The organism is Clostridium muellerianum, from assembly GCF_012926525.1.
Taxonomy (GTDB): Bacteria; Bacillota; Clostridia; order Clostridiales; family Clostridiaceae; genus Clostridium_AM; species Clostridium_AM muellerianum.
Map to the genome: position 1 here is coordinate 146,858 of NZ_JABBNI010000001.1, position 20,184 is coordinate 167,041.

General features: G+C 29.8%; 12 protein-coding genes and 1 pseudogene. 12 read left to right on the top strand and 1 reads right to left on the bottom strand.

Going from position 1 to position 20,184, the window contains the following annotated elements; genetic code table 11:
• The 11 genes from HBE96_RS00680 (at position 1) to HBE96_RS00730 (ending at position 17,890) form a co-directional block, all read left to right on the top strand.
• Complete coding sequence (locus HBE96_RS00680; protein WP_425350695.1) at positions 1-1,881, top strand: sigma-54-dependent Fis family transcriptional regulator; 1,881 nt, start codon at positions 1-3, stop codon at positions 1,879-1,881.
• Between the two features lie 272 nt (positions 1,882-2,153).
• Positions 2,154-4,115 (top strand): DNA gyrase/topoisomerase IV subunit B, encoded by a 1,962-nt coding sequence (locus tag HBE96_RS00685; RefSeq protein ID WP_169295850.1) that lies wholly within the window; start codon positions 2,154-2,156, stop codon positions 4,113-4,115.
• Positions 4,116-4,148: 33 nt separating this feature from the next.
• Complete coding sequence (locus tag HBE96_RS00690) at positions 4,149-7,043, top strand: DNA topoisomerase IV subunit A (RefSeq protein WP_169295851.1); 2,895 nt, start codon at positions 4,149-4,151, stop codon at positions 7,041-7,043.
• Between the two features lie 353 nt (positions 7,044-7,396).
• Positions 7,397-8,101, top strand: coding sequence for an MIP/aquaporin family protein (locus HBE96_RS00695; protein WP_169295852.1), 705 nt, complete (start codon positions 7,397-7,399; stop codon positions 8,099-8,101).
• 109 nt (positions 8,102-8,210) lie between these two features.
• Positions 8,211-8,771 (top strand): glycerol-3-phosphate responsive antiterminator, encoded by a 561-nt coding sequence (locus HBE96_RS00700; RefSeq protein WP_169295853.1) that lies wholly within the window; start codon positions 8,211-8,213, stop codon positions 8,769-8,771.
• A gap of 82 nt (positions 8,772-8,853) precedes the next feature.
• Positions 8,854-10,572 carry an FGGY family carbohydrate kinase gene (locus tag HBE96_RS00705; protein ID WP_206154777.1) on the top strand — a complete coding sequence of 573 codons (1,719 nt, stop codon included), beginning with the start codon at positions 8,854-8,856 and terminating at the stop codon, positions 10,570-10,572.
• An 85-nt stretch (positions 10,573-10,657) separates the two neighbouring features.
• Positions 10,658-12,550 carry a phosphate/phosphite/phosphonate ABC transporter substrate-binding protein gene (phnD, locus tag HBE96_RS00710; RefSeq protein ID WP_243186788.1) on the top strand — a complete coding sequence of 631 codons (1,893 nt, stop codon included), beginning with the start codon at positions 10,658-10,660 and terminating at the stop codon, positions 12,548-12,550.
• An 86-nt stretch (positions 12,551-12,636) separates the two neighbouring features.
• Positions 12,637-13,215, top strand: a complete 579-nt coding sequence (locus HBE96_RS00715) for a DJ-1 family glyoxalase III (protein WP_169295904.1) — start codon at positions 12,637-12,639, stop codon at positions 13,213-13,215.
• A gap of 604 nt (positions 13,216-13,819) precedes the next feature.
• On the top strand, positions 13,820-15,661 hold the full coding sequence (locus tag HBE96_RS00720; protein WP_169295854.1) for an APC family permease: 1,842 nt from the start codon (positions 13,820-13,822) through the stop codon (positions 15,659-15,661).
• 148 nt (positions 15,662-15,809) lie between these two features.
• Positions 15,810-17,033, top strand: a complete 1,224-nt coding sequence (locus HBE96_RS00725) for a M16 family metallopeptidase (RefSeq protein WP_169295855.1) — start codon at positions 15,810-15,812, stop codon at positions 17,031-17,033.
• A 107-nt stretch (positions 17,034-17,140) separates the two neighbouring features.
• Positions 17,141-17,890 (top strand): SagB/ThcOx family dehydrogenase, encoded by a 750-nt coding sequence (locus tag HBE96_RS00730; RefSeq protein ID WP_169295856.1) that lies wholly within the window; start codon positions 17,141-17,143, stop codon positions 17,888-17,890.
• Positions 17,891-17,967: 77 nt separating this feature from the next.
• Here the strand turns inward: HBE96_RS00730 and HBE96_RS00735 are convergent, their stop codons facing one another.
• Positions 17,968-18,189 (bottom strand): heavy-metal-associated domain-containing protein, encoded by a 222-nt coding sequence (locus tag HBE96_RS00735; RefSeq protein ID WP_169295857.1) that lies wholly within the window; start codon positions 18,187-18,189, stop codon positions 17,968-17,970.
• 168 nt (positions 18,190-18,357) lie between these two features.
• Between HBE96_RS00735 and recJ the strand changes: the two are divergent.
• Positions 18,358-20,137, top strand: a pseudogene (gene recJ / locus HBE96_RS00740) (single-stranded-DNA-specific exonuclease RecJ).
• The last annotated feature ends 47 nt before the right edge of the window (positions 20,138-20,184 follow it).

A 20,184-nucleotide genomic window follows, 5' to 3' on the forward strand; every position in this document is an offset into this window, starting at 1 on the left:
ATTAAGTTGAATATACTTACTTGCAAATCGGATATAGAGCTTTCTCACGAAAGATGTCAAAGTTTTGATATAGATTTAGATCAAGTTTATAGTAAGAAAATTATAAGTGATGGAGAATTACAAAAAAGATTTGCGGCTAATAGGAATTTAATAGTAACTGCAGCGCCTTATATGGAGCAGCTAATTAATTTTGTAAAAGGATTTAACTTTTTTATGTTACTCACAGATGGAGAAGGTTGTATATTAAATGCTATAGGTGATGAAAAAATACTTTCAAAAGCATTTTCTTTAAAAATGGTACCAGGAGCTTTTATGGATGAAGAAAGTATTGGAACTAATGCTATGAGTATGGTTGTAAAAAGTAAAGTGCCAGTTCAAGTTTCAGGAGAAGACCATTTTATAAAAGCGTATCATAAGTGGACTTGTTCAGCAGCCCCTATAAAAGATCATCATGGAAAACTTATAGGAGTTTTAAACCTTACTGGATATATTAAGCATGTACATTCACATACACTAGGTATGGTTATAGCTGCATCTAATGCTATAGAAGAGATGTTAAAAGTAAAAGAATATAACAAAATTCAAAGTATAAATGATAAGCATATAAAAAATATATTTAATTCTATTCCAGTTGCTATAATAACATCTGATATAAATGGAAAAATAAAAGTTTGTAATAGGAAAGCATTAGATATGTTTGGCAGCGCTAATAATAAATTAAAAACAGATCAAATGAATAACATTGTGGAAGATTGGGATAAAATAAAAACGTATATATATATAGGCGAAAGTTTTTCACAAGAGGTAAATATAAGAACGTTAAGAAATAATTTCAGATGCAGAGTAACTATTAGTTCAATATATAATTGTGAAGAAGATAATATTGAAATAGTATATGTTTTTGAAGAAGTTAAAAAGCCAAAGAAAAAGAATGATGGTCAGGCTTATTATACTTTTGACAAAATAATTGGGCAGGATGAGAATTTTGTAAAGGTAGTAGAATATGCAAAGAAGATTTCAGACAGTAAATCAACTATACTTATAATGGGTGAAAGTGGAACTGGAAAGGAAGTATTTGCACAATCTATTCATAATTATAGCGGCAGAGTGGATGGACCATTTGTAGCTTTAAATTGTGGTGCTATTCCAAAACAGCTTATAGAATCAGAACTTTTTGGATATGAAGAAGGAGCATTTACAGGAGCTAAAAAAGGCGGCAACCGTGGAAAGTTTGAATTGGCAGACGGTGGAACTATAATGTTAGATGAAATAGGAGAAATGCCACTTGATATGCAAACAAAGCTTTTAAGAGTTGTACAAGAAGGAGTAATAACCAGGATTGGAAGCTCAAAATCTATACCTGTGGATGTAAGAATTATAGCTGCTACTAATAGAGATTTAAAAAAAGAAGTTGAACTTGGAAGATTTAGAAAAGACTTGTATTATAGGCTTAATGTATTACCATTATTTTTACCTCCGTTAAGAGAAAGAAAAGGGGATATCCCACTTATTATTGAATATTTAATTAAAAACATATCAAAAAAATTAGAAAAAAAAGAACCATCCATATCAGATGAATATTTAAAAGAAATTATTAATTATAATTGGCCAGGTAATGTAAGGGAGCTGGAAAATGTAGTTGAATTAATTATAAACACTGAATCAATACCGGCGGGTTATTTCCAAAATGGAAGTAATCATAATGAAATGTTGATAAATGTTAGTAAGGATTCTTTGGAGTTAGACTTTGTAGAGAGAGAACATTTAATTAAAGTATTAAAAAGGTTTAAAGGAAATATTACTCATTCAGCAGAGGCATTGGGCATAAGAAGAAATACTTTATATAGTAAAATTAAAAAATATAATATAGAAATAAAATAATTGAATGATGTTTATATTAAGAGTATAATGAATCGGATACCCTCTGAGTAGATGGTATCCTTTATTATGTAAAAATAATATATTGTGCAGAAGTCTACGTGATAATTATGCAAATAATGGTAAATGGTGTATCGTAAATATTGTTTAAATAAAAATGCTGTTGTATAATAAGTCAATGTATAAGGTTTTACAGTAATGAATAAGAACATTTGTTTTTATTTTTGGTTTTTGATAAAATAAGAACTATAATAATAAAATTATGGAGGACACGAATGGAACAAAGAGAGGAAAAAGTACAGGTGTATGATGTTACTGCATTGACTTCTCTAGAAAAGTTAGAGCCAGTTAGAATTAGACCAGGTATGTACATAGGCTCTACGGGAAGTAAGGGGCTTCATCATTGCATATGGGAAATTTTAGATAATTCTATAGATGAAATATCCAATGGTTTTGGTGACAGGGCAGTTGTAATTTTAAATAAAGATAAAAGTGCAACTATTATAGATAATGGTAGAGGAATACCTACAGGAATACATCCGCTTAAGAAAAAGTCTGGTGTGGAAATGGTGTTTACTGAACTTCATACTGGTGGTAAATTTAATAACGATGTTTATAAAACTTCTGGAGGACTTCACGGCGTTGGTGCTGCAGTAGTTAATGCACTTTCAAAATGGGTAGTAGTGGAAATAAAACAGAATGGACATATATATAGTCAAAGATTCGAATATGCCTATGATAAGTCTTTAAAGAGAGATATGCCGGGTACTCCAGTTACCACATTAAAAATAGTAGGCAATACAAAAGAGACAGGAACAAAGGTAACTTTTTTACCGGATAAGGATGTATTTTCTGCTACGGAATTTAAGTTTGATGTAATAGATGAAAGACTTCAGGAATTAGCATTTCAAAATAAAGGAATAACGCTAAAGATTATTGATAAAAGAGAAGATGAAGTAATAGAAAAGGAATATCATTCAGAAAGAGGTCTCTTAGATTTTATAGAATATTTGAATGAGAGTAAGACAGCGCTGCATAGTCCACCAATACTTTTTGAAGGAGAAAGAGAAGTAAATGGTATAAGCATGTATAGCGAAGTTTGTATTCAGTTTACAGACTCTACAACGGAATATATAGCAAGTTATGTTAATAATATTCCAACTACAGAATCAGGAACTCATGAAAGTGGATTTAAGGCAGGTATGACAAGAGCTTTCAAGGAATGGGCTAAAAAATTAAATTTATTAAAAGAAAAAGATAAAGAATTTGAAGGCGATGATTTAAGAGAGGGAATGACTGCAATAGTAAGGATAAAAATAACAAATCCTATATTTGAGGGCCAAACCAAAACAAAGTTAGGTAATACTGAAGCATATACAATGATGAATGATTTATCTTATACTAGATTTTCTGAATGGATAGAAGATAATAAGGATACAGCGGTGTCTATTATAAATAATGCTATAGATGCAGCTGCTAGACGTGAAAAAATAAAAAAAATAAACGATGCAGAAAAGAAGAAAATAGGTAAAGGAACTGCTCCTTTAGCTGGGAAAATAGCGGTTTGTACATTAAAGGACTCTTCTTTTTGCGAATTCATAGTTGTGGAAGGAGATTCAGCTGGTGGATCTGCTAAACAAGCTAGGGATAGAAGGTTTCAAACTATAATGCCTTCTAAGGGCAAAATAATGAATACTGAAAAACAAAAATTAGAAAATGTATTAGGCAGTGAAGAACTTAAGATATTTAATACTGCTATAGGTACAGGAGTTTTGGAAAACTATAAAGAACAAGATCTTAAGTATCACAAAATAATAATAATGTCAGATGCAGATGTAGATGGGTATCATATAAGAACTTTATGGATGACTTACATATACAGATATATGAGACAGATAATATCCAATGGTCATCTTTATATAGCTTTACCACCTCTTTATAAAGTGTATAGACAAAATAAAAATAAAGAGATAGTAAAATATGCTTATAGTGACGAAGAATTAGAAAAAACAAAGAAAGAAGTAGGAAAAGGTGCTTTAATACAGCGGTACAAAGGACTAGGAGAAATGAACCCAGATCAGCTTTGGGAAACTACACTGAATCCTGAAACTAGAACTCTTCAGCAGATTACTATAGAGGATGCTGCGAAAGCGGAAAAGATGGTATCATTGCTTATGGGTGATGTAGTTGCCCCTAGGAAAAACTATATGTACAAGTATGCTGTATTTAACGACTAAACTACATTAAAAGCTCACATTAGGAGGTAATTAATGTCTAAGAAAACAATAATCCCAGTAGATAATAATATAATAAAAGTTTCTATAGAAGAAGCTATGCCGGAAAACTACCTTCCTTATGCAGTAGAAGTAGCTAAGGATAGAGCTCTTCCTGATGTACGTGATGGACTTAAACCTGTACATAGAAGAATATTATATGGTGCATATATGCTTAAAGCTTTTCCAGATAAGCCATATTACAAGTCAGCTAGAATAGTAGGAGATATACTTGGTAAATATCACCCACATGGTGATACATCTGTATATGATGCTATGGTAATATTAGCTCAAAGTTTTACTACAAGAAAACCACTTATAGATGGTCACGGTAATTGGGGAAGTCAGGATGGAGATAGTGCAGCAGCCATGCGTTATACTGAAGCAAGACTTACTCCAATTGCCATGGAAATAATAAGGGATATAGATAAAGGTGTAGTAAATATGGTGGATAACTATTCTGCTTCTGAAAAAGAACCAGAAGTACTTCCAGCTAGATATCCTAATCTTTTAGTAAATGGAGCATTTGGAATAGCTGTAGGACTTGCTACAAATATACCACCGCACAATTTAAGAGAAGTAATAAGTGCAGCTATTGCATATATTGACAAATCAGGTATAGATACTAGAGAACTTATGGAATACATAAAGGGACCAGATTTACCTACGGGTGGAATTATAATAGGAAAAAAATCTTTGTTAGCTGCATATGAAACAGGGGAAGGCAGAGTTACATTAAGAGCTAAGACTGCTATAGAAAAATTAGAGAATGGAAGATTAGGTATTGTTGTAACAGAATTTCCTTATAGAAGAAGCAAAGCAAAACTGCTTCAAACCATATCCGAAATGACAGCAGATAAAAAGCACGCAAAGGCACTGGAATCTATTTCAGACATAAGAGATGAGTCAGATAGAACAGGAGTTAGAGCTGTAATAGAATTCAAAAAATCTTCAGATGAAGAAACTGTGGATAAAGTACTAAAATATCTTTTTAAGAAAACAGATATGCAGTGTAATATTTCTTTTAATATGGTAGCTTTAGCAAAAGGAAAACCTCAAACTATGGGGCTAAAAACAATACTTTATCACTATATACAACATCAAAAAGACGTAGTTAAAAGAAGAACTGAAAGAGAACTTGAAATAGCATCTAAAAGATTTCATATAGTAGAAGGATTTATAAAAGCCATAGGAATAATGGATGAAATTATAAAAGTCATAAGGAGTTCTAAATCTAAAAAGGATGCAGAAAGAAACTTAATAGAAGGCTTCGGATTTACAGAAGCTCAATCAGAAGCTATATTAGAACTTATGTTATATAGGCTTACAGGACTTGAAATTGTAGCTTTTGAAAAAGAACATAAAGAGCTTGAAAAACAAATAAAAAAGTTAAATAAAATACTTTCTAATGAAAGTGAACTTCTGAAGGTAATAAAAAAAGAACTTTTGGAAATAAGAGAAAAGTATGGTGATGACAGAAAAACTACAATAGTTGAAAATGATGAAGAAGCTAAAATAAATTTAGAAGAACTTATAGTAGAAGAAGATATAGTGATAACTATGTCTAATGAGGGATTTATAAAAAGAATACCTTTAAGAACTTACAATCGCTGTAATGCTGATACATCGGATATAGAGTATAGAGAAGGAGATTTTAATAAGTTTATATTAAATTCAAATACTAAGAGTACTTTAATGTTTTTTACTGATAAAGGAAATATGTATCAAACTAAAGGTATAAATATTCCAGAATTCAAATGGAAGGATAAAGGAGAAAGAATAGAAGATATTATAAAAACATTAGATGTAAGTGAAGAAAATGTTACAGCAGTTTATTCTTTAGATAATTTTAATGATATGCAGGATTTAATTTTCTTTACTGATAAGGGTACTGTAAAGAAAACAGGTATAGATAAATTTAATACTAATTACACTAAAATTATGGCATTAAAATTAAAGAATGAAGAAAAAGTTATAAAAGTGATTATGGTACCCAAACATAAAAAAGAGAGCTTCATAAGTGTAGAAACCGAAAAAGGACTTAGATTTACTGTTGTGGAACCTAAAATAGAAGAGGCTGATAGGAATATATTAGGTACACAATTATTTAATTTGTGCTCCAGGGATAAGGTACTAAGTATAGACTTTACTGAGGAATTTGTATTTAAAAAATTTAATTTAAATATAAATAAATTTGGAGTTATTAAAACTGATGATAAAAATAAAACAAGTATAAGTTTGAAAAATAGTAAGCCATTAAGTGTTAGTACAGATTCTAATAGTAAAATTTTAGTTTTTTCTAAAGATGGTAGTGTATTTTCTACACCAGCATTTATTATGCAGAATGTTGGAGATGGTGGATTAAATATAAACGATATATGGGATGATATAAATAAGGACAATATTATAAGAGTTATATCTGTAAGTGATTTTCAAAATGGCAATGTATACTTTTTTACAAGAAAAGGTATGGTTAAGAAAACATCTTTAAAGGAATTTGAAGGAGATTATTTTTCTACTACAGCCTATAAGTTTAAAAATGATAAGGATACATTGATAAATGTTAAGTTATCAAAAAATGATGAAGATGAAATAGTTATTATAACCAAAAATGCTATGTGCATAAGATTTGAAGGAAATAGTATAAATTTAATGGGGAAAGTGGCTTCTGGTGTTACAGGTATAAGTTTAAAGGAGGACGATGAAGTAGTTTACTCTGAAATTGTAAATTATGAAGAATGTTTAACTAATAAATTTACATTAAAATCTTCACAAAGTATTACAACTAACTTGAATATTAATGATATTAAACTTCAAAATAGAGCAGGCAGAGGAAAATGTAGTTTAGCATTAAAAATGGGGGACTATATAAAAGAAGTAAAAACACAATAAGGTTTGTTTTAAGTATTATTATGGGAAAATATGATAGATAAAGTAATAAAATGTGCAAGAAGCTAGTGAAAAGAATGTCAATATATAGATAAATTCATCTAATTTGAACTTTTAAAAAGAATTGATATATTCAGACATATGTGTTATTATTAATATAAGCTATTTTATAAAATAATGATTGTGGCAGAGATTGAGAGAGCCGCTTTAGAAGAAGTCTATGTTAGACTTGTTTTAGAGTCGGCTCTTTTTGTTTCTATATGCATTGGTATTTATTTTATAAAATGAATCTTTTATTCAAGCTAGTTTGTAACCGGTTACAACTTGATCAAAAAATTTATAGGGGGTAGGATGTTATGTCACATGTAATGGCTGAATTTTTAGGAACAATGATTCTAATTATTCTAGGAGGCGGTGTATGTGCAAACTGTACATTAGCCAAGAGTAAAGGACAAAATGGAGGGTGGTTACTTATAACAGCTGGATGGGCTTTTGCAGTTGGACTACCTGCATATATTTTTGGAGGTATCAGTGGAGCTCATTTTAATCCAGCAGTAACAATAGGATTAGCTATTGCAGGAAAATTTCCAGTAGGAGAAATAGGTGGATATATTGTAGCACAAATGTTAGGTGCCATAGTTGGAGCTGCTATAGTTTGGTTAGCTTATTTACCACACTGGGCAGAAACAGAAGATAAGGCTGGAAAATTAGGTGTATTCGCTACAGCTCCTGCAATAAGAAATTTACCAGCTAATGTTTTAACAGAGGCAATTGCTACATTTGTACTTGTATTTGTAATTTTAGGAATGGGTACAGTAAAAGCAGCAGATGGTATTGGAACAATTATTGTAACTGCATTGATCTGGGGCTTAGGTGCATCACTTGGCGGACCAACAGGATATGCTATGAACCCAGCAAGAGATCTAGGACCAAGAATAGCACATGCTATACTACCTATAGCAGGTAAAGGTGATTCAGATTGGTCATATTCATGGGTTCCAGTTGTAGGACCAATAATTGGAGGAATTGTAGCAGCAATACTATTTAAAATGGTATTTTAAATAGTAAAACTTTAGGATTTTTAAATTTTCTAACTTGCAAGAAATGCTGAAAGTGATAGAATTAAAATATACAAAAAATAGAAAATAAGCAAAGGAGTCCTAAAGTTATATGAGATTAAAAGAGATATTAATTGAAAACCCAATAATAGTAGCAATAAGAAATGATCATGATTTAAAAAAGGCTTTATTAAGCAAAGCTTCCATTGTATTTGTACTATATGGAGATATTTTAACTATAACTAATATATGTTCTCAATTAAAAGAAAAAAATAAAATAGTTTTTGTGCATGTAGATTTAATTGAAGGCCCTAGAGGAGATTCTGCTGGAATAAGGTATATAAAGGAAAATGTGAATCCTCAGGGTATTATAAGTACAAAAACGTCAAATATAAAATATGGTAACCAACTGGGTCTATATACAATATTGAGAGTGTTTATAATGGATTCACTTTCTATAAAAACGGGTATAAAAAATATTCATGAAAATAAACCAAATGCAGTAGAGGTTATGCCTGGGGTTGCAAGTAAAATAATAAGTGTTATACAACAAGAAGCTAATAGTTGTATAATAGCAGGCGGACTTATAAAAACTAAAAAAGATGTTATGGAATCATTATCTGCAGGTGCAGTAGCTATATCAACTACTGCATCGCAGTTATGGAATTTGTGATGTGTTAAAAATTTCATATTATTAAATAGGAAAGTTGTAAAAAAAATGTAGAATTTTATATAAATTTGAGGAGGAATAGATTATGGCAAAGTATGTAATGGCATTAGATCAAGGAACTACAAGTTCAAGGTGTATATTATTTAATGAAAAGGGCTTAATTGTAAGTGTGTCTCAAAAAGAATTTAAACAAATATATCCAGAAGCAGGATGGGTTGAACATGATCCAATGGAAATATGGGCTACTCAGTTTAGTGTAGCAACAGAAGCTTTATTAAAAGCTAATATAAGTGCAAATGATGTAGCTGCTATAGGTATCACAAATCAAAGAGAAACTACAGTAGTATGGGATAAGAGAACTGGATTACCTATATATAATGCAATAGTTTGGCAATGCAGAAGAACTTCTTCATATTGTGATGAATTAAAAGCTAAAGGTGTAGATAAAATCATTAAGGAAAAAACAGGTCTTATTTTAGATGCGTATTTTTCAGGAACAAAAGTAAAATGGATACTTGATAATGTACCAGGTGCTAGAAAAGAAGCAGAGGCAGGAAATCTAGCTTTTGGTAATATAGATACTTGGCTTATGTGGAATTTAACAAAAGGTAAAATCCATGTAACCGATTACACAAATGCATCTAGAACTATGTTATTTAACATACATGAATTAAAATGGGACAAAGAATTATTAGAAATTTTAGATATACCAGAATCCATGCTTCCAGAAGTAAAATGGATACTTGATAATGTACCAGGTGCTAGAAAAGAAGCAGAGGCAGGAAATCTAGCTTTTGGTAATATAGATACTTGGCTTATGTGGAATTTAACAAAAGGTAAAATCCATGTAACCGATTACACAAATGCATCTAGAACTATGTTATTTAACATACATGAATTAAAATGGGACAAAGAATTATTAGAAATTTTAGATATACCAGAATCCATGCTTCCAGAAGTAAAACCATCTAGCTGTGTATATGGTGAAACTGATGAAAAATTGTTTGGAGCGCCAATTAAGATAGCAGGTGATGCAGGAGATCAGCAAGCTGCTTTATTTGGACAAACTTGTTTTAAGCCAGGAACGGCTAAAAATACTTATGGTACAGGATGTTTCTTGCTTATGAATACAGGAGAAAAAGCTGTTGAGTCTAAAAATGGATTATTGACAACTATAGCAGTTGGTATAGATGGAAAGGTTGAATATGCTTTAGAAGGAAGTATATTTATAGGAGGAGCTGCTATACAATGGCTTAGGGATGAGCTTAGAATGATTAAATCTGCTCCAGAATCAGAAAAATATTGTACAGCAGTAGAAGATACTAATGGAGTATACTTAGTTCCTGCTTTTGTAGGAATAGGTGCACCATATTGGGATCAATATGCTAGAGGTACAATAGTTGGATTAACTAGAGGTGCTAAAAAGGAACATTTTATAAGAGCTACAGTAGAATCTCTTGCATATCAAACATATGATGTACTTAAAGCTATGCAAGAAGATTCAGGTATAGAACTTAAAGCATTGAAAGTAGATGGAGGAGCATGTGCTAACAATTTCTTAATGCAATTCCAGTCAGACATATTAGGTGTACAAGTTGATAGACCTGAAGTAATTGAAACTACAGCACTTGGAGCTGCTTACCTTGCTGGTATTGCTGTAGGATATTGGAAAAATAGAGATGATGTAGTTCAAAATTGGGCTCTATCAAAAAGCTTTGAACCTAACATGGAAGAGGACAAGAAAGGAAAGCTATTAGAAGGATGGCATGAAGCTGTAAAAAGATCTATGGGATGGGCTAAATAACAACTTTTAGAATTAAGACCTGCTAAGGTTCCTTTAGGAAGCCTTAGCAGGTCTTTGTTTTCAGAATGAGTAAGAGGTGATGATATTGAGAAATGCGTGGATAGTAAGTATTTTTATTGGAATAGCTATTACTTTTTTTAATTTAATTGTATGTTTTTTAGTAAATTTAGAATTTAAATATATTATTTTGATAACAGTAGTTGATATACTAATTGTGATGTTAATGATTAATATTATTGATATAGAAAAAAAATCAGCAGAAACATCATTAAAAAAAGAAGAGGATAATACTGAAATTCAATGTTTAGAAGAATTATTTTCTTGTTGGCAAACTTTGGGGTTTGATATACATCAATTGCTATGGCTATGCAAGAATAGTGTAGATACTCTGCTTAAGGTAGTTAATGATTCTCATGAAATTCAAAAATATAGTGAACAAAATAGTGCTAGTACTGAAGAAATAAATGTTGGAATTAACGAGTTTGTAAATATATCAGGAAAACTTAATAATGATATTATAGTAATAGAACAAAATTCAAAAAAGTCTTTTAGTGCGCTAGAAAATAATAAAGGAAATGTTAAAAATATAGGAAACTATTTAACAAAGTTAGTGAAAGGTATTGAGAATTTATCAAAAAATAATTTGAAATTTCAGGAGTCTTCAAAAAAAATAAATAATTTTGTAAGCTATATAAGGCGGATATCAAATCAGACAAATTTATTGGCCTTAAATGCGTCAATTGAAGCAGCTAGAGCAGGAGAATCTGGAAAAGGGTTTGCAGTAGTTGCTGATGAAATAAGAAAATTATCTGATGAAACAGAAAAGGCAGTTGTAAATATAGATGAGATTGTAAAGGAAATAGTGAAGGATATGCATCAATCCGACACTTCTATGAATGAATTTAAAGATGAAATAAGTGGTCTTCAAGACGTTGCTATGAATTCATTTCAATTAATATCTAAAGTACAAGATATAGTAAATGAAAATGTAGAATCTATAATAAATTTAAAACATATGTCTACAGAACAAATGAATACTTCAAATAGTATACAAACGTCAGTTGATATGGTAGCGACAGCTATAGAAAAAACCTATTTTTCAACCTGTGATTCTATAGAAATGATAGATACACAAGAAAATAAAAGCAAGGAGTTATTAAATTACTGTAATAAGTTAAGTGATACGGCAGACTATATTCAAAGTTTAGCTGCTAAGTTAAAAAAAGATAATGAAATAATTTTTGGAATAAATCCATTTACATCTCCTGAAAATATAAAAACTATGTATATTCCCATACTAGAGAGAGTATGTAAAAATATAGGATATAAAGCTAGAGTTATCATTGCAAAAGACTATGATGCATTAGGGATGGGGATAGAAAATAATACTATAGATGTTGGATGGTTTTCCCCTTTTGCATATGTAAATGCTCATAAAAAAAACAATATAATTCCAATAGTTACCCCTAAAATTAATGGAAAAACATCATATAATGGATATATAATAGCTAAAAAGAATAGTGGTATTAAAGCAATTAAAGACTTACAGAATAAGAAATTTGGTTATGTAGATAAAGAAAGTGCATCAGGATATTTATATGCTAAGCATATGTTGAAAATTAATGGGTTAAATCCTAAAGAATTATTTGAAAAAACGAGCTTTATGGGGAGTCATGATAATGTAATAAAAGGAGTTTTGTCAGAGGAAATAGATGCAGGAGCTACATACAGTGAAGCGTTAGATAACTTGAAAAATAATGGTATCAATATAAATAGTATAAATATAATTAGTAAGACAGAGGATATACCAAAGGATGCTATAGCTGTAAATCCTAGATTAGATAAAGATATTGTAGATAAACTAAAAAAATCTTTTATAGAATTTAATGAATTTAGTGGAATTAATTCCAATGTAAATGGATTTGTAAGCAGCAGTGATAACAATTATAATGTTATCAGAGAAGTATTGAAAAGTTAATAGTTGGTATAATGAGCACATTGCGACACAACCTTTTTAGAGGACAATTGAAATTAGAAATTAGTTTAGAAGGGATTGATAGATTTATGAAAAAAGCAATAGTTTTATTAGCAAAAGGATTTGAGGAGGTAGAAGCATTAACAGTAGTTGACGTATTAAGAAGAGGAGGAGTTCACTGTATAACATGTTCTATAGATAATGAAGAAGAAGTACTTGGTTCACATAGTATACATGTAAAAGCTAATAATCTCTTGGAGAAAGTAGATGTGGATAAATATGATGCGCTAGTTATTCCTGGAGGAATGCCAGGAGCTTCAAACTTAAGAGATAACGAAGAAGTTATAGAAATTGTAAAGAAATTTAATAATGAGAATAAGATTGTAGGAGCTATATGTGCAGGACCTATAGTTTTAGGAAAAGCAGATATACTTAAAGGAAAAAATGTTACATCTTATCCAGGCTTTGAAGATCAATTAGGGGAAGTTTTTTATAGTCAAAATATAGTTGAGCAGGATGGAAATATTATAACTAGTAGAGGTCCAGCCACAGCTATATATTTTGCATTTAAAATACTTGAGAATTTATCAGATATGAAAACTGTAGAAGATTTAAAAGAAGCTATGCTTTTAAATTTTGTAGAAAATAATATATCTTGTGAAAAATAATAAGATAAAAATATTCGTTGAGTAGTATAAAAAATCATTATTATAATAGAAAGGTTTTTTATTATATATGAGGTATAAAGAATTGAAATTTTTGTAAATGTTATCATGAAGATTATGTATTAAATGTAATTTATTAAATTTAAAAAAAATTAATAAATTAAAATGTAAGTATGAAAAAAAGAAAATATAGTAATTTTAAAAAAATGAAATTGCATTTTTGTTAAAAATCACGCAAATTAAACTTTGGTTTTTGTGGAATTTAGTATAACTTCACCATTGCTATTATATAACGCTAAATATATAGTTAAGTTTTGTATATTTTGAATTTAAATTTTTAAAATAAAATGATGGAATTTAAAAAAAGTCAGTACAATAAAAGAACAATTATGAATATTGGGATGATTCAAAGTATACGCATATTTATTCTACAGCTAGTATAGATGCAAAAAACAAACCCAATGCAAATTTTACAATAATAAATTGGGGAATTTAAAATAAAATCAAGCTAAAATGTAAGAATAGAGGATATGACAAAAATCTATAATGATATATAATCATTCCATATCTAAAAAATATTAAAATATAACTTTATAGAGGTGTAAAAATGGAGTTGAAGTTAGGTAAATTCCTTATAGGAAAAACTTTAAAAACGGATGAATTAAAAAATGAAAAGTTTAATGTGTTTTGGGGACTGCCTATCTTATCTAGTGATGCTATATCATCTGTAGCATATGCTGGAGAGGCAATTTTGCTTATTTTAATATCGACTATGGGGGCCGCGTCATATAAGTATATGTTTTATGCAACTTTGTGCATAGTAATTCTAATGTTTATACTTGTATTTTCTTATAGACAAACTATAGATAGTTATCCAGATGGTGGAGGATCTTATATAGTTGCTAAAGATAATCTTGGAACTATACCTGGACTTGTAGCAGGTGCAGCATTATCAATTGACTATGTGCTTACTGTTGCAGTTAGTACTTGTGCAGGAACTGCAGCGATAACTTCAGCAGTACCTTCACTAATTCAGCATAAAGTTTTAATAACAATAGCTCTTATAATAATTATGACAATAGGAAACCTTAGAGGAATAAGAGAATCTTCAAGAATTTTTGGAATACCTACATATGTATTCATATTTGCAGTTATTGGGATGATAATTTATGGAATAATTAAAGTCCATGTGCTTGGATATACGCCTACTGCTCAATATGTAATTCCAAAAGGTACAGGCAATATGACTATAGGATTATTCTTAACTGCGTTTGCTTCAGGGTGTACAGCCCTAACAGGTATAGAAGCAGTTAGTAATGGTATTCCTAATTTTAAGGAACCATCGCAAAAAAATGCAAAGATAGTACTTGAATTATTAGCATTGACTATTTTTGTTGTATTTGGAGGGTTATCCTATTTAGCAACACTATATCATGCAGTTCCTAGAGCAGATGTTACTGTATTGGCACAAATAGCTGTCCAGGTTTTCGGAAAAAACTTTTTCTTTTATTTAATTCAAATAACAACAGCAATTATATTAATTATGGCTGCCAATACTGCTTATAGTGGATTACCATTATTACTAGCTCTTATGGCAAAGGACGGATTCATACCAAGACAATTTACAAAGAGAGGGAAAAGATTAGGATTCTCTAATGGTATAATACTAATAGCTGTGTTTGCATGTATTCTTGTAATAGCGTTTAAAGGCGACACTAATTTGTTATTACCTTTATATGCAGTAGGAGTATTTATATCATTTACTTTATCTCAGTCAGGAATGTTTCTTAAATGGGTAAGAAGTAAACAAGGGGCATGGAGGCATAAAGCTTTTATAAATGGATTGGGAGTTATGGTTTCTCTTGGTACAGCATTAATAATTGGTGTAACTAGATTTAAACATGGTGCTTGGATAGTATGTATTGTAGTGCCAGCCCTTGTACTTTTAATGACAAAAATAAAACGTCATTATACATTAGTTGCTAATCAGCTAAAGTTAAATGTAGATCAAAGACCAAAGGAAATAAATTTTGCGGAACAGAAAAGGTATGTAATATTGCCAATTGATACATTAAATAAAGCTTTTTTAAAGGCATTAAATTATGCAAGAACTATATCAGATGAAATAATAGTTTTTCATGTATCTGTAGATGATGCTGCAACAGCGAAACTTATTAAGAGGTGGGAACAATATAATGTAGGTATTCCTATAATTATAAAAAAATCACCTTACAGAAATATAGTGACGCCTTTAGTCAAATTTATAGAATCAGAAGAGTATGCAGCAGGGCCAAGAGATACTGTAACTGTAATAATGCCTCAGTTTGTAGTTCAAAAGTGGTGGGGTAATATACTTCACAATCAAACAGCATTATTTATAAAAACAATGCTTTTAAAAAGAAGAAATATAGCAATGATTACAGTACCATATATAATTGAAGAGCAGTAAAATAAAGAGAGAGGGATACCCTCTCTTTTTTTGAGAGGACAGAGGACAATTGTCCTCTTGAAAGAGTTGTGTCACAGTGTACTTATTATGAAAAACTAGAATAAATAATTAGTATGATTTGAAAAATGCTTAAGAAGGGTGTTTTATTATGAAAAAAGTAACATTGGAAAACGGAATGAAGCTAATATATGAACATAGAGAAGGTGATTTATCATCATTCTGCATTGCGCTCAATGGAGGAGCTTTAGAAGAAATAGGAAAGTTTAAATTAGGCACTGCTCATGCAGTAGAGCATATGATATCTAAAGGCACCAAGTCTAGAAGTGAAGATGAAATAAATAAGGTGTGCAGTGAAATATTTGGATTTGAAAATGCTATGACTAATTTTCCTTATGTAATTTATTATGGAACCTGTCTTTCTGAGAATTTTGAGAAGGGGTTAGAGGTTTATTCGGACATAATTTTAAATCCTATATTTCCTGAAAAAGGGTTTAAAGAGGAAATGAATATTATTTTAGAAGAACTTAAAGAGTGGAAAGATGATGTACATCAGTATTGTGAAGATACTTTGCTTTATAATGCCTTTTCAAGTAAAAGAATAAGAAATAGAATAATAGGAACGGAAGAAGATATAAAGGCTATTACATTAGATGAAATAAAGGAATTTTATAATATCTATTATAATCCACAAAATTGCGCTATAGCTGTTTGTTCTTCTTTTGATTTTGAATATGTGATTAATATAGTAAATAAATTTTTTAGAAACTGGAATAAAAGGTCTTATAAAATTATGGATTTGAGCAAGGAAAAAAATAAGGAAGGGTTATTTGTAGAAAAGCTTACAGATATAGAAGGAGCCAAGATACAGTATCTTTTTTCTATAGATGAATTAAATGAAGAAGAATATAGGGCTTTAACTTTGTTTAATACAGCATTTGGTGAAGGTACTAACAGCATAATATTTGATGAAATAAGGACTAAAAATGGCCTTGCATATGATGTTAAAAGTTATATTAAAAACGAAAGAGGAATAAAAAACTTTACTATAAGTGTAGGAACTTCAATAGAAAATGTGGATAAGGTTATAAGTTTGATTAATAAAAAGATTAAAGATGTAAAAAATAAAAATAACTACTTTAATGAGGAGAAAATAAAAAAACTAAGTAAAAATATAAAGTTAAAAAGACAACTAAAATTGGAAAGAGGTATTCAATTATGTAAAGAATTAAGTACTTATGAAATGATGTATGGAGATGCAAAAAAGCTTTATAAAGAAGTTGATGGCTTGGAAGATGTGAAAGAAGAAAAAGTGATTCAGGTTATGAATAAAGTCTTAAAAAATCCCAGTATTCAGGTCTTAACTAGTAAATGATATATAGTGCTGCTACAGAGATTTTTAACAATGTGCAAGTTTTATGTTATAATAAGTATAATATATTTGAATATTAAGAAAATTTTTAGAAAGGCAGATGGTTTACCATGAATAGAGAAGTATTAAAAAATTTTTTGAAAGCTGATGCGTTTAAAGAATTAGATAATATTGAAACAGATCAAGAAAAGGAATTGCCTCAACCAGCAGTTCAAAAAAGCTGTCCTGCTTCAGTGCCTTTAATTGATTTGATACCTATTAAGGATATAGATTTAGGGGAAACTGGTATTTTAGAAGTGTTGAAACATAGAAAAACAAGAAGAGTTTTTTCTAATGAACCTTTGTCTTTAGAGGAATTATCATTTTTACTTTGGAGTGTTCAGGGGGTTAAGAAAATAGTAAATAAGGGATATGCAACGCTAAGAACAGTACCGTCAGCAGGGGCAAGACATTCATTAGAAACATATATAGCTGTTTTAAAAGTAAAAGGGTTAAAAAGTGGAATTTACAGATATTTACCTCTTGAGCATAAGTTAGTGTTTTTATTTCCGGTTGAGGATTTGCAAGGGAAACTTAATGATGCTGTGTTTAATCAAAGGTTTGTAGGAAAAAGTGCAGTGACGTTTATTTGGACGACAATTCCTTATAGAATGGAATGGAGATATGATGTAGCTTCTGCTAAATTAATAGCTTTAGATGCAGGTCATGTATGTGAAAATCTATATTTATCAGCAGAATGCATAAATGCAGGGGTATGTGCTGTAGCAGCTTATGATCAGGAGAAAATTGATGAACTTATAAATGTAGATGGCAATGAAGAATTTACAATTTATTTAGCTGCAGTTGGTAGGTCAGAATAAAAACTTATAAGCATATTAACAAATATAAATTATATTTTTTTATTAAGCATACTGTGATCCAGTATGCTTAAGGTATTTTAAACAAATACTTTTTCTATTTCAGAAACTTCGAATCCAATATTTGAAATAGTGGATTTGATTTTCTCGGTATCAATAGCTTTTTTGCTTTCTAGAAATACAATTTGAGTTTTTAAATCTATATTTGCAGAAATTACTCCAGGAATACCTATCAAAGCATCATGAACACAGTTAACAGAATGCATACAACTCATTCCTTTGATTGTTAATTTTTTTTTCATATTAAGGTCTCTCCTTCGATTTTATTATAATATACATTTTGTACACTTCAAGAAATTTTATAACAAAATTAAGCAATATATAGAAACTAAGTTATATAGGGTATATTTAAACGTTGAACTTTTAATTTTAAAATATATAATAGTATAGTAAAGAAAGAGGTGGAAAGATTGAAAAGAAAATGGATGCTAAAAAGATGCAAGGGTGATATAAAAACTTTAGCTAAGAGTTCAGGAATAAGTGAAACCTTAGCATGTATTTTAATAAATAGAGGAATAAAAACAGAGAGTGAAATAAGAAAATTTATGAATCCATCTTTAGAATATTTGCATGATCCTATGCTTATGAAGGATATGGATAAGGGAACGGATATTATAAAAGATGTAATACTTAAAGAAAAGCCTATAGTAGTATATGGTGATTATGATGCGGATGGAATTATTAGTACATATATTTTGTATTCTGCTCTTTTATATTGTGGTGCTAAAGTAAAGTATCATATACCAGATAGAATCACAGAGGGTTATGGCATAAATAGTGAAAGTATAAAAACTCTCAAAGAAGAGGGATATGATACTGTAATAACCTGTGATAATGGGATATCTGCACTAGAACAAATAAGTCTTGCAAAAAAAACTTAATATGACTGTAGTAATAACAGATCATCATGACATACCTTTTGTAGATGATGATAATGGAAAGAAAGAATTTGTTATACCAGAAGCAGATGCAATAATAAATCCTAAACAAAAAGATTGTAAATATCCTTTTAAATCGTTATGTGGAGCAGGAGTAGCTCTTAAATTTGTACAGGTACTTTATGAAAAAATGGGAATAGATAAGCAAAAGGCATATGAGTTTATAGAATATGCAGCTGTAGGAACTATATGCGATGTTGTTGATTTATTAGATGAAAATAGGATCATTGCTAAAAATGGTTTGGAGATGATTAATAAAACAGAAAATGTAGGAATAAAGGCGCTTATAAAAGAAACTTCTTTGGATGAAAAGAGAATAAATTCATATCATATAGGTTTTGTTATAGGACCTTGTATAAATGCTACAGGAAGACTAGATAGTGCTACTTTGGCTTTAAAGCTTCTTCTATGTGATGATGAAAATGAAGCTGAAGGTCTAGCAAAAAAACTTCACGACTTAAATGTTCAGCGTCAAGATATGACTACAGATAGTGTGAATGCAATTATAGAAACTATAGAAAATTCGGATATGAAAAATCATAAAGTTTTAGTGGTTTATAAAGAGGATGTACATGAAAGCATAGCTGGTATTGTAGCAGGAAGATTAAAGGAAAGGTATAATGTACCATCTATTGTAATTACCAAAGGAGAAAAAATGCCTAAAGGATCAGCTAGATCTATTGAAGAGTATAATATGTTTGAAGAACTTACAAAGTGTAAAAAGGTGCTAAAAAAGTTTGGAGGACATCCTTTGGCAGCAGGACTATCAATAGAGGAAGAAAATATAGATATATTTAGACAAACTTTAAATGATAATTGTACTCTTACGGAAGATGATATAACACCTAAAATAAGAATAGATAAACAATTAAAATTAAATGAAGTTAATTTTAATTTAGTAAAAGAAATAGAAAAACTAGAGCCATTTGGAAAAAGTAATTCACATCCATATTTTGCTGAAAAAAATATAAATGTATTTAGAGTGTATTTTATGGGAAAAGAAAAAAACATAGTAAAATTTTTTTGCAGAAATGTAAATAGTTTTGAAAAATTAGATGCCATTTGTTTTGATGGAGGAGATAAATTTAAAGAAATTATGGAGGAAAAGTATGGAATTGAAAAACTCAATGAAATATTACAAAGCAATAAAGTCAATTTAGAATTAGATTTTATATTTTCGCCAGAGATAAATGAATTTAATGGAAATAAATCATTGCAGTTAGTTGTGAAGGATTTTAGAATATCTAAATAAATCAAGTTGCAAAAATTAAAATTTTTTACATCATGAAAAATATATCA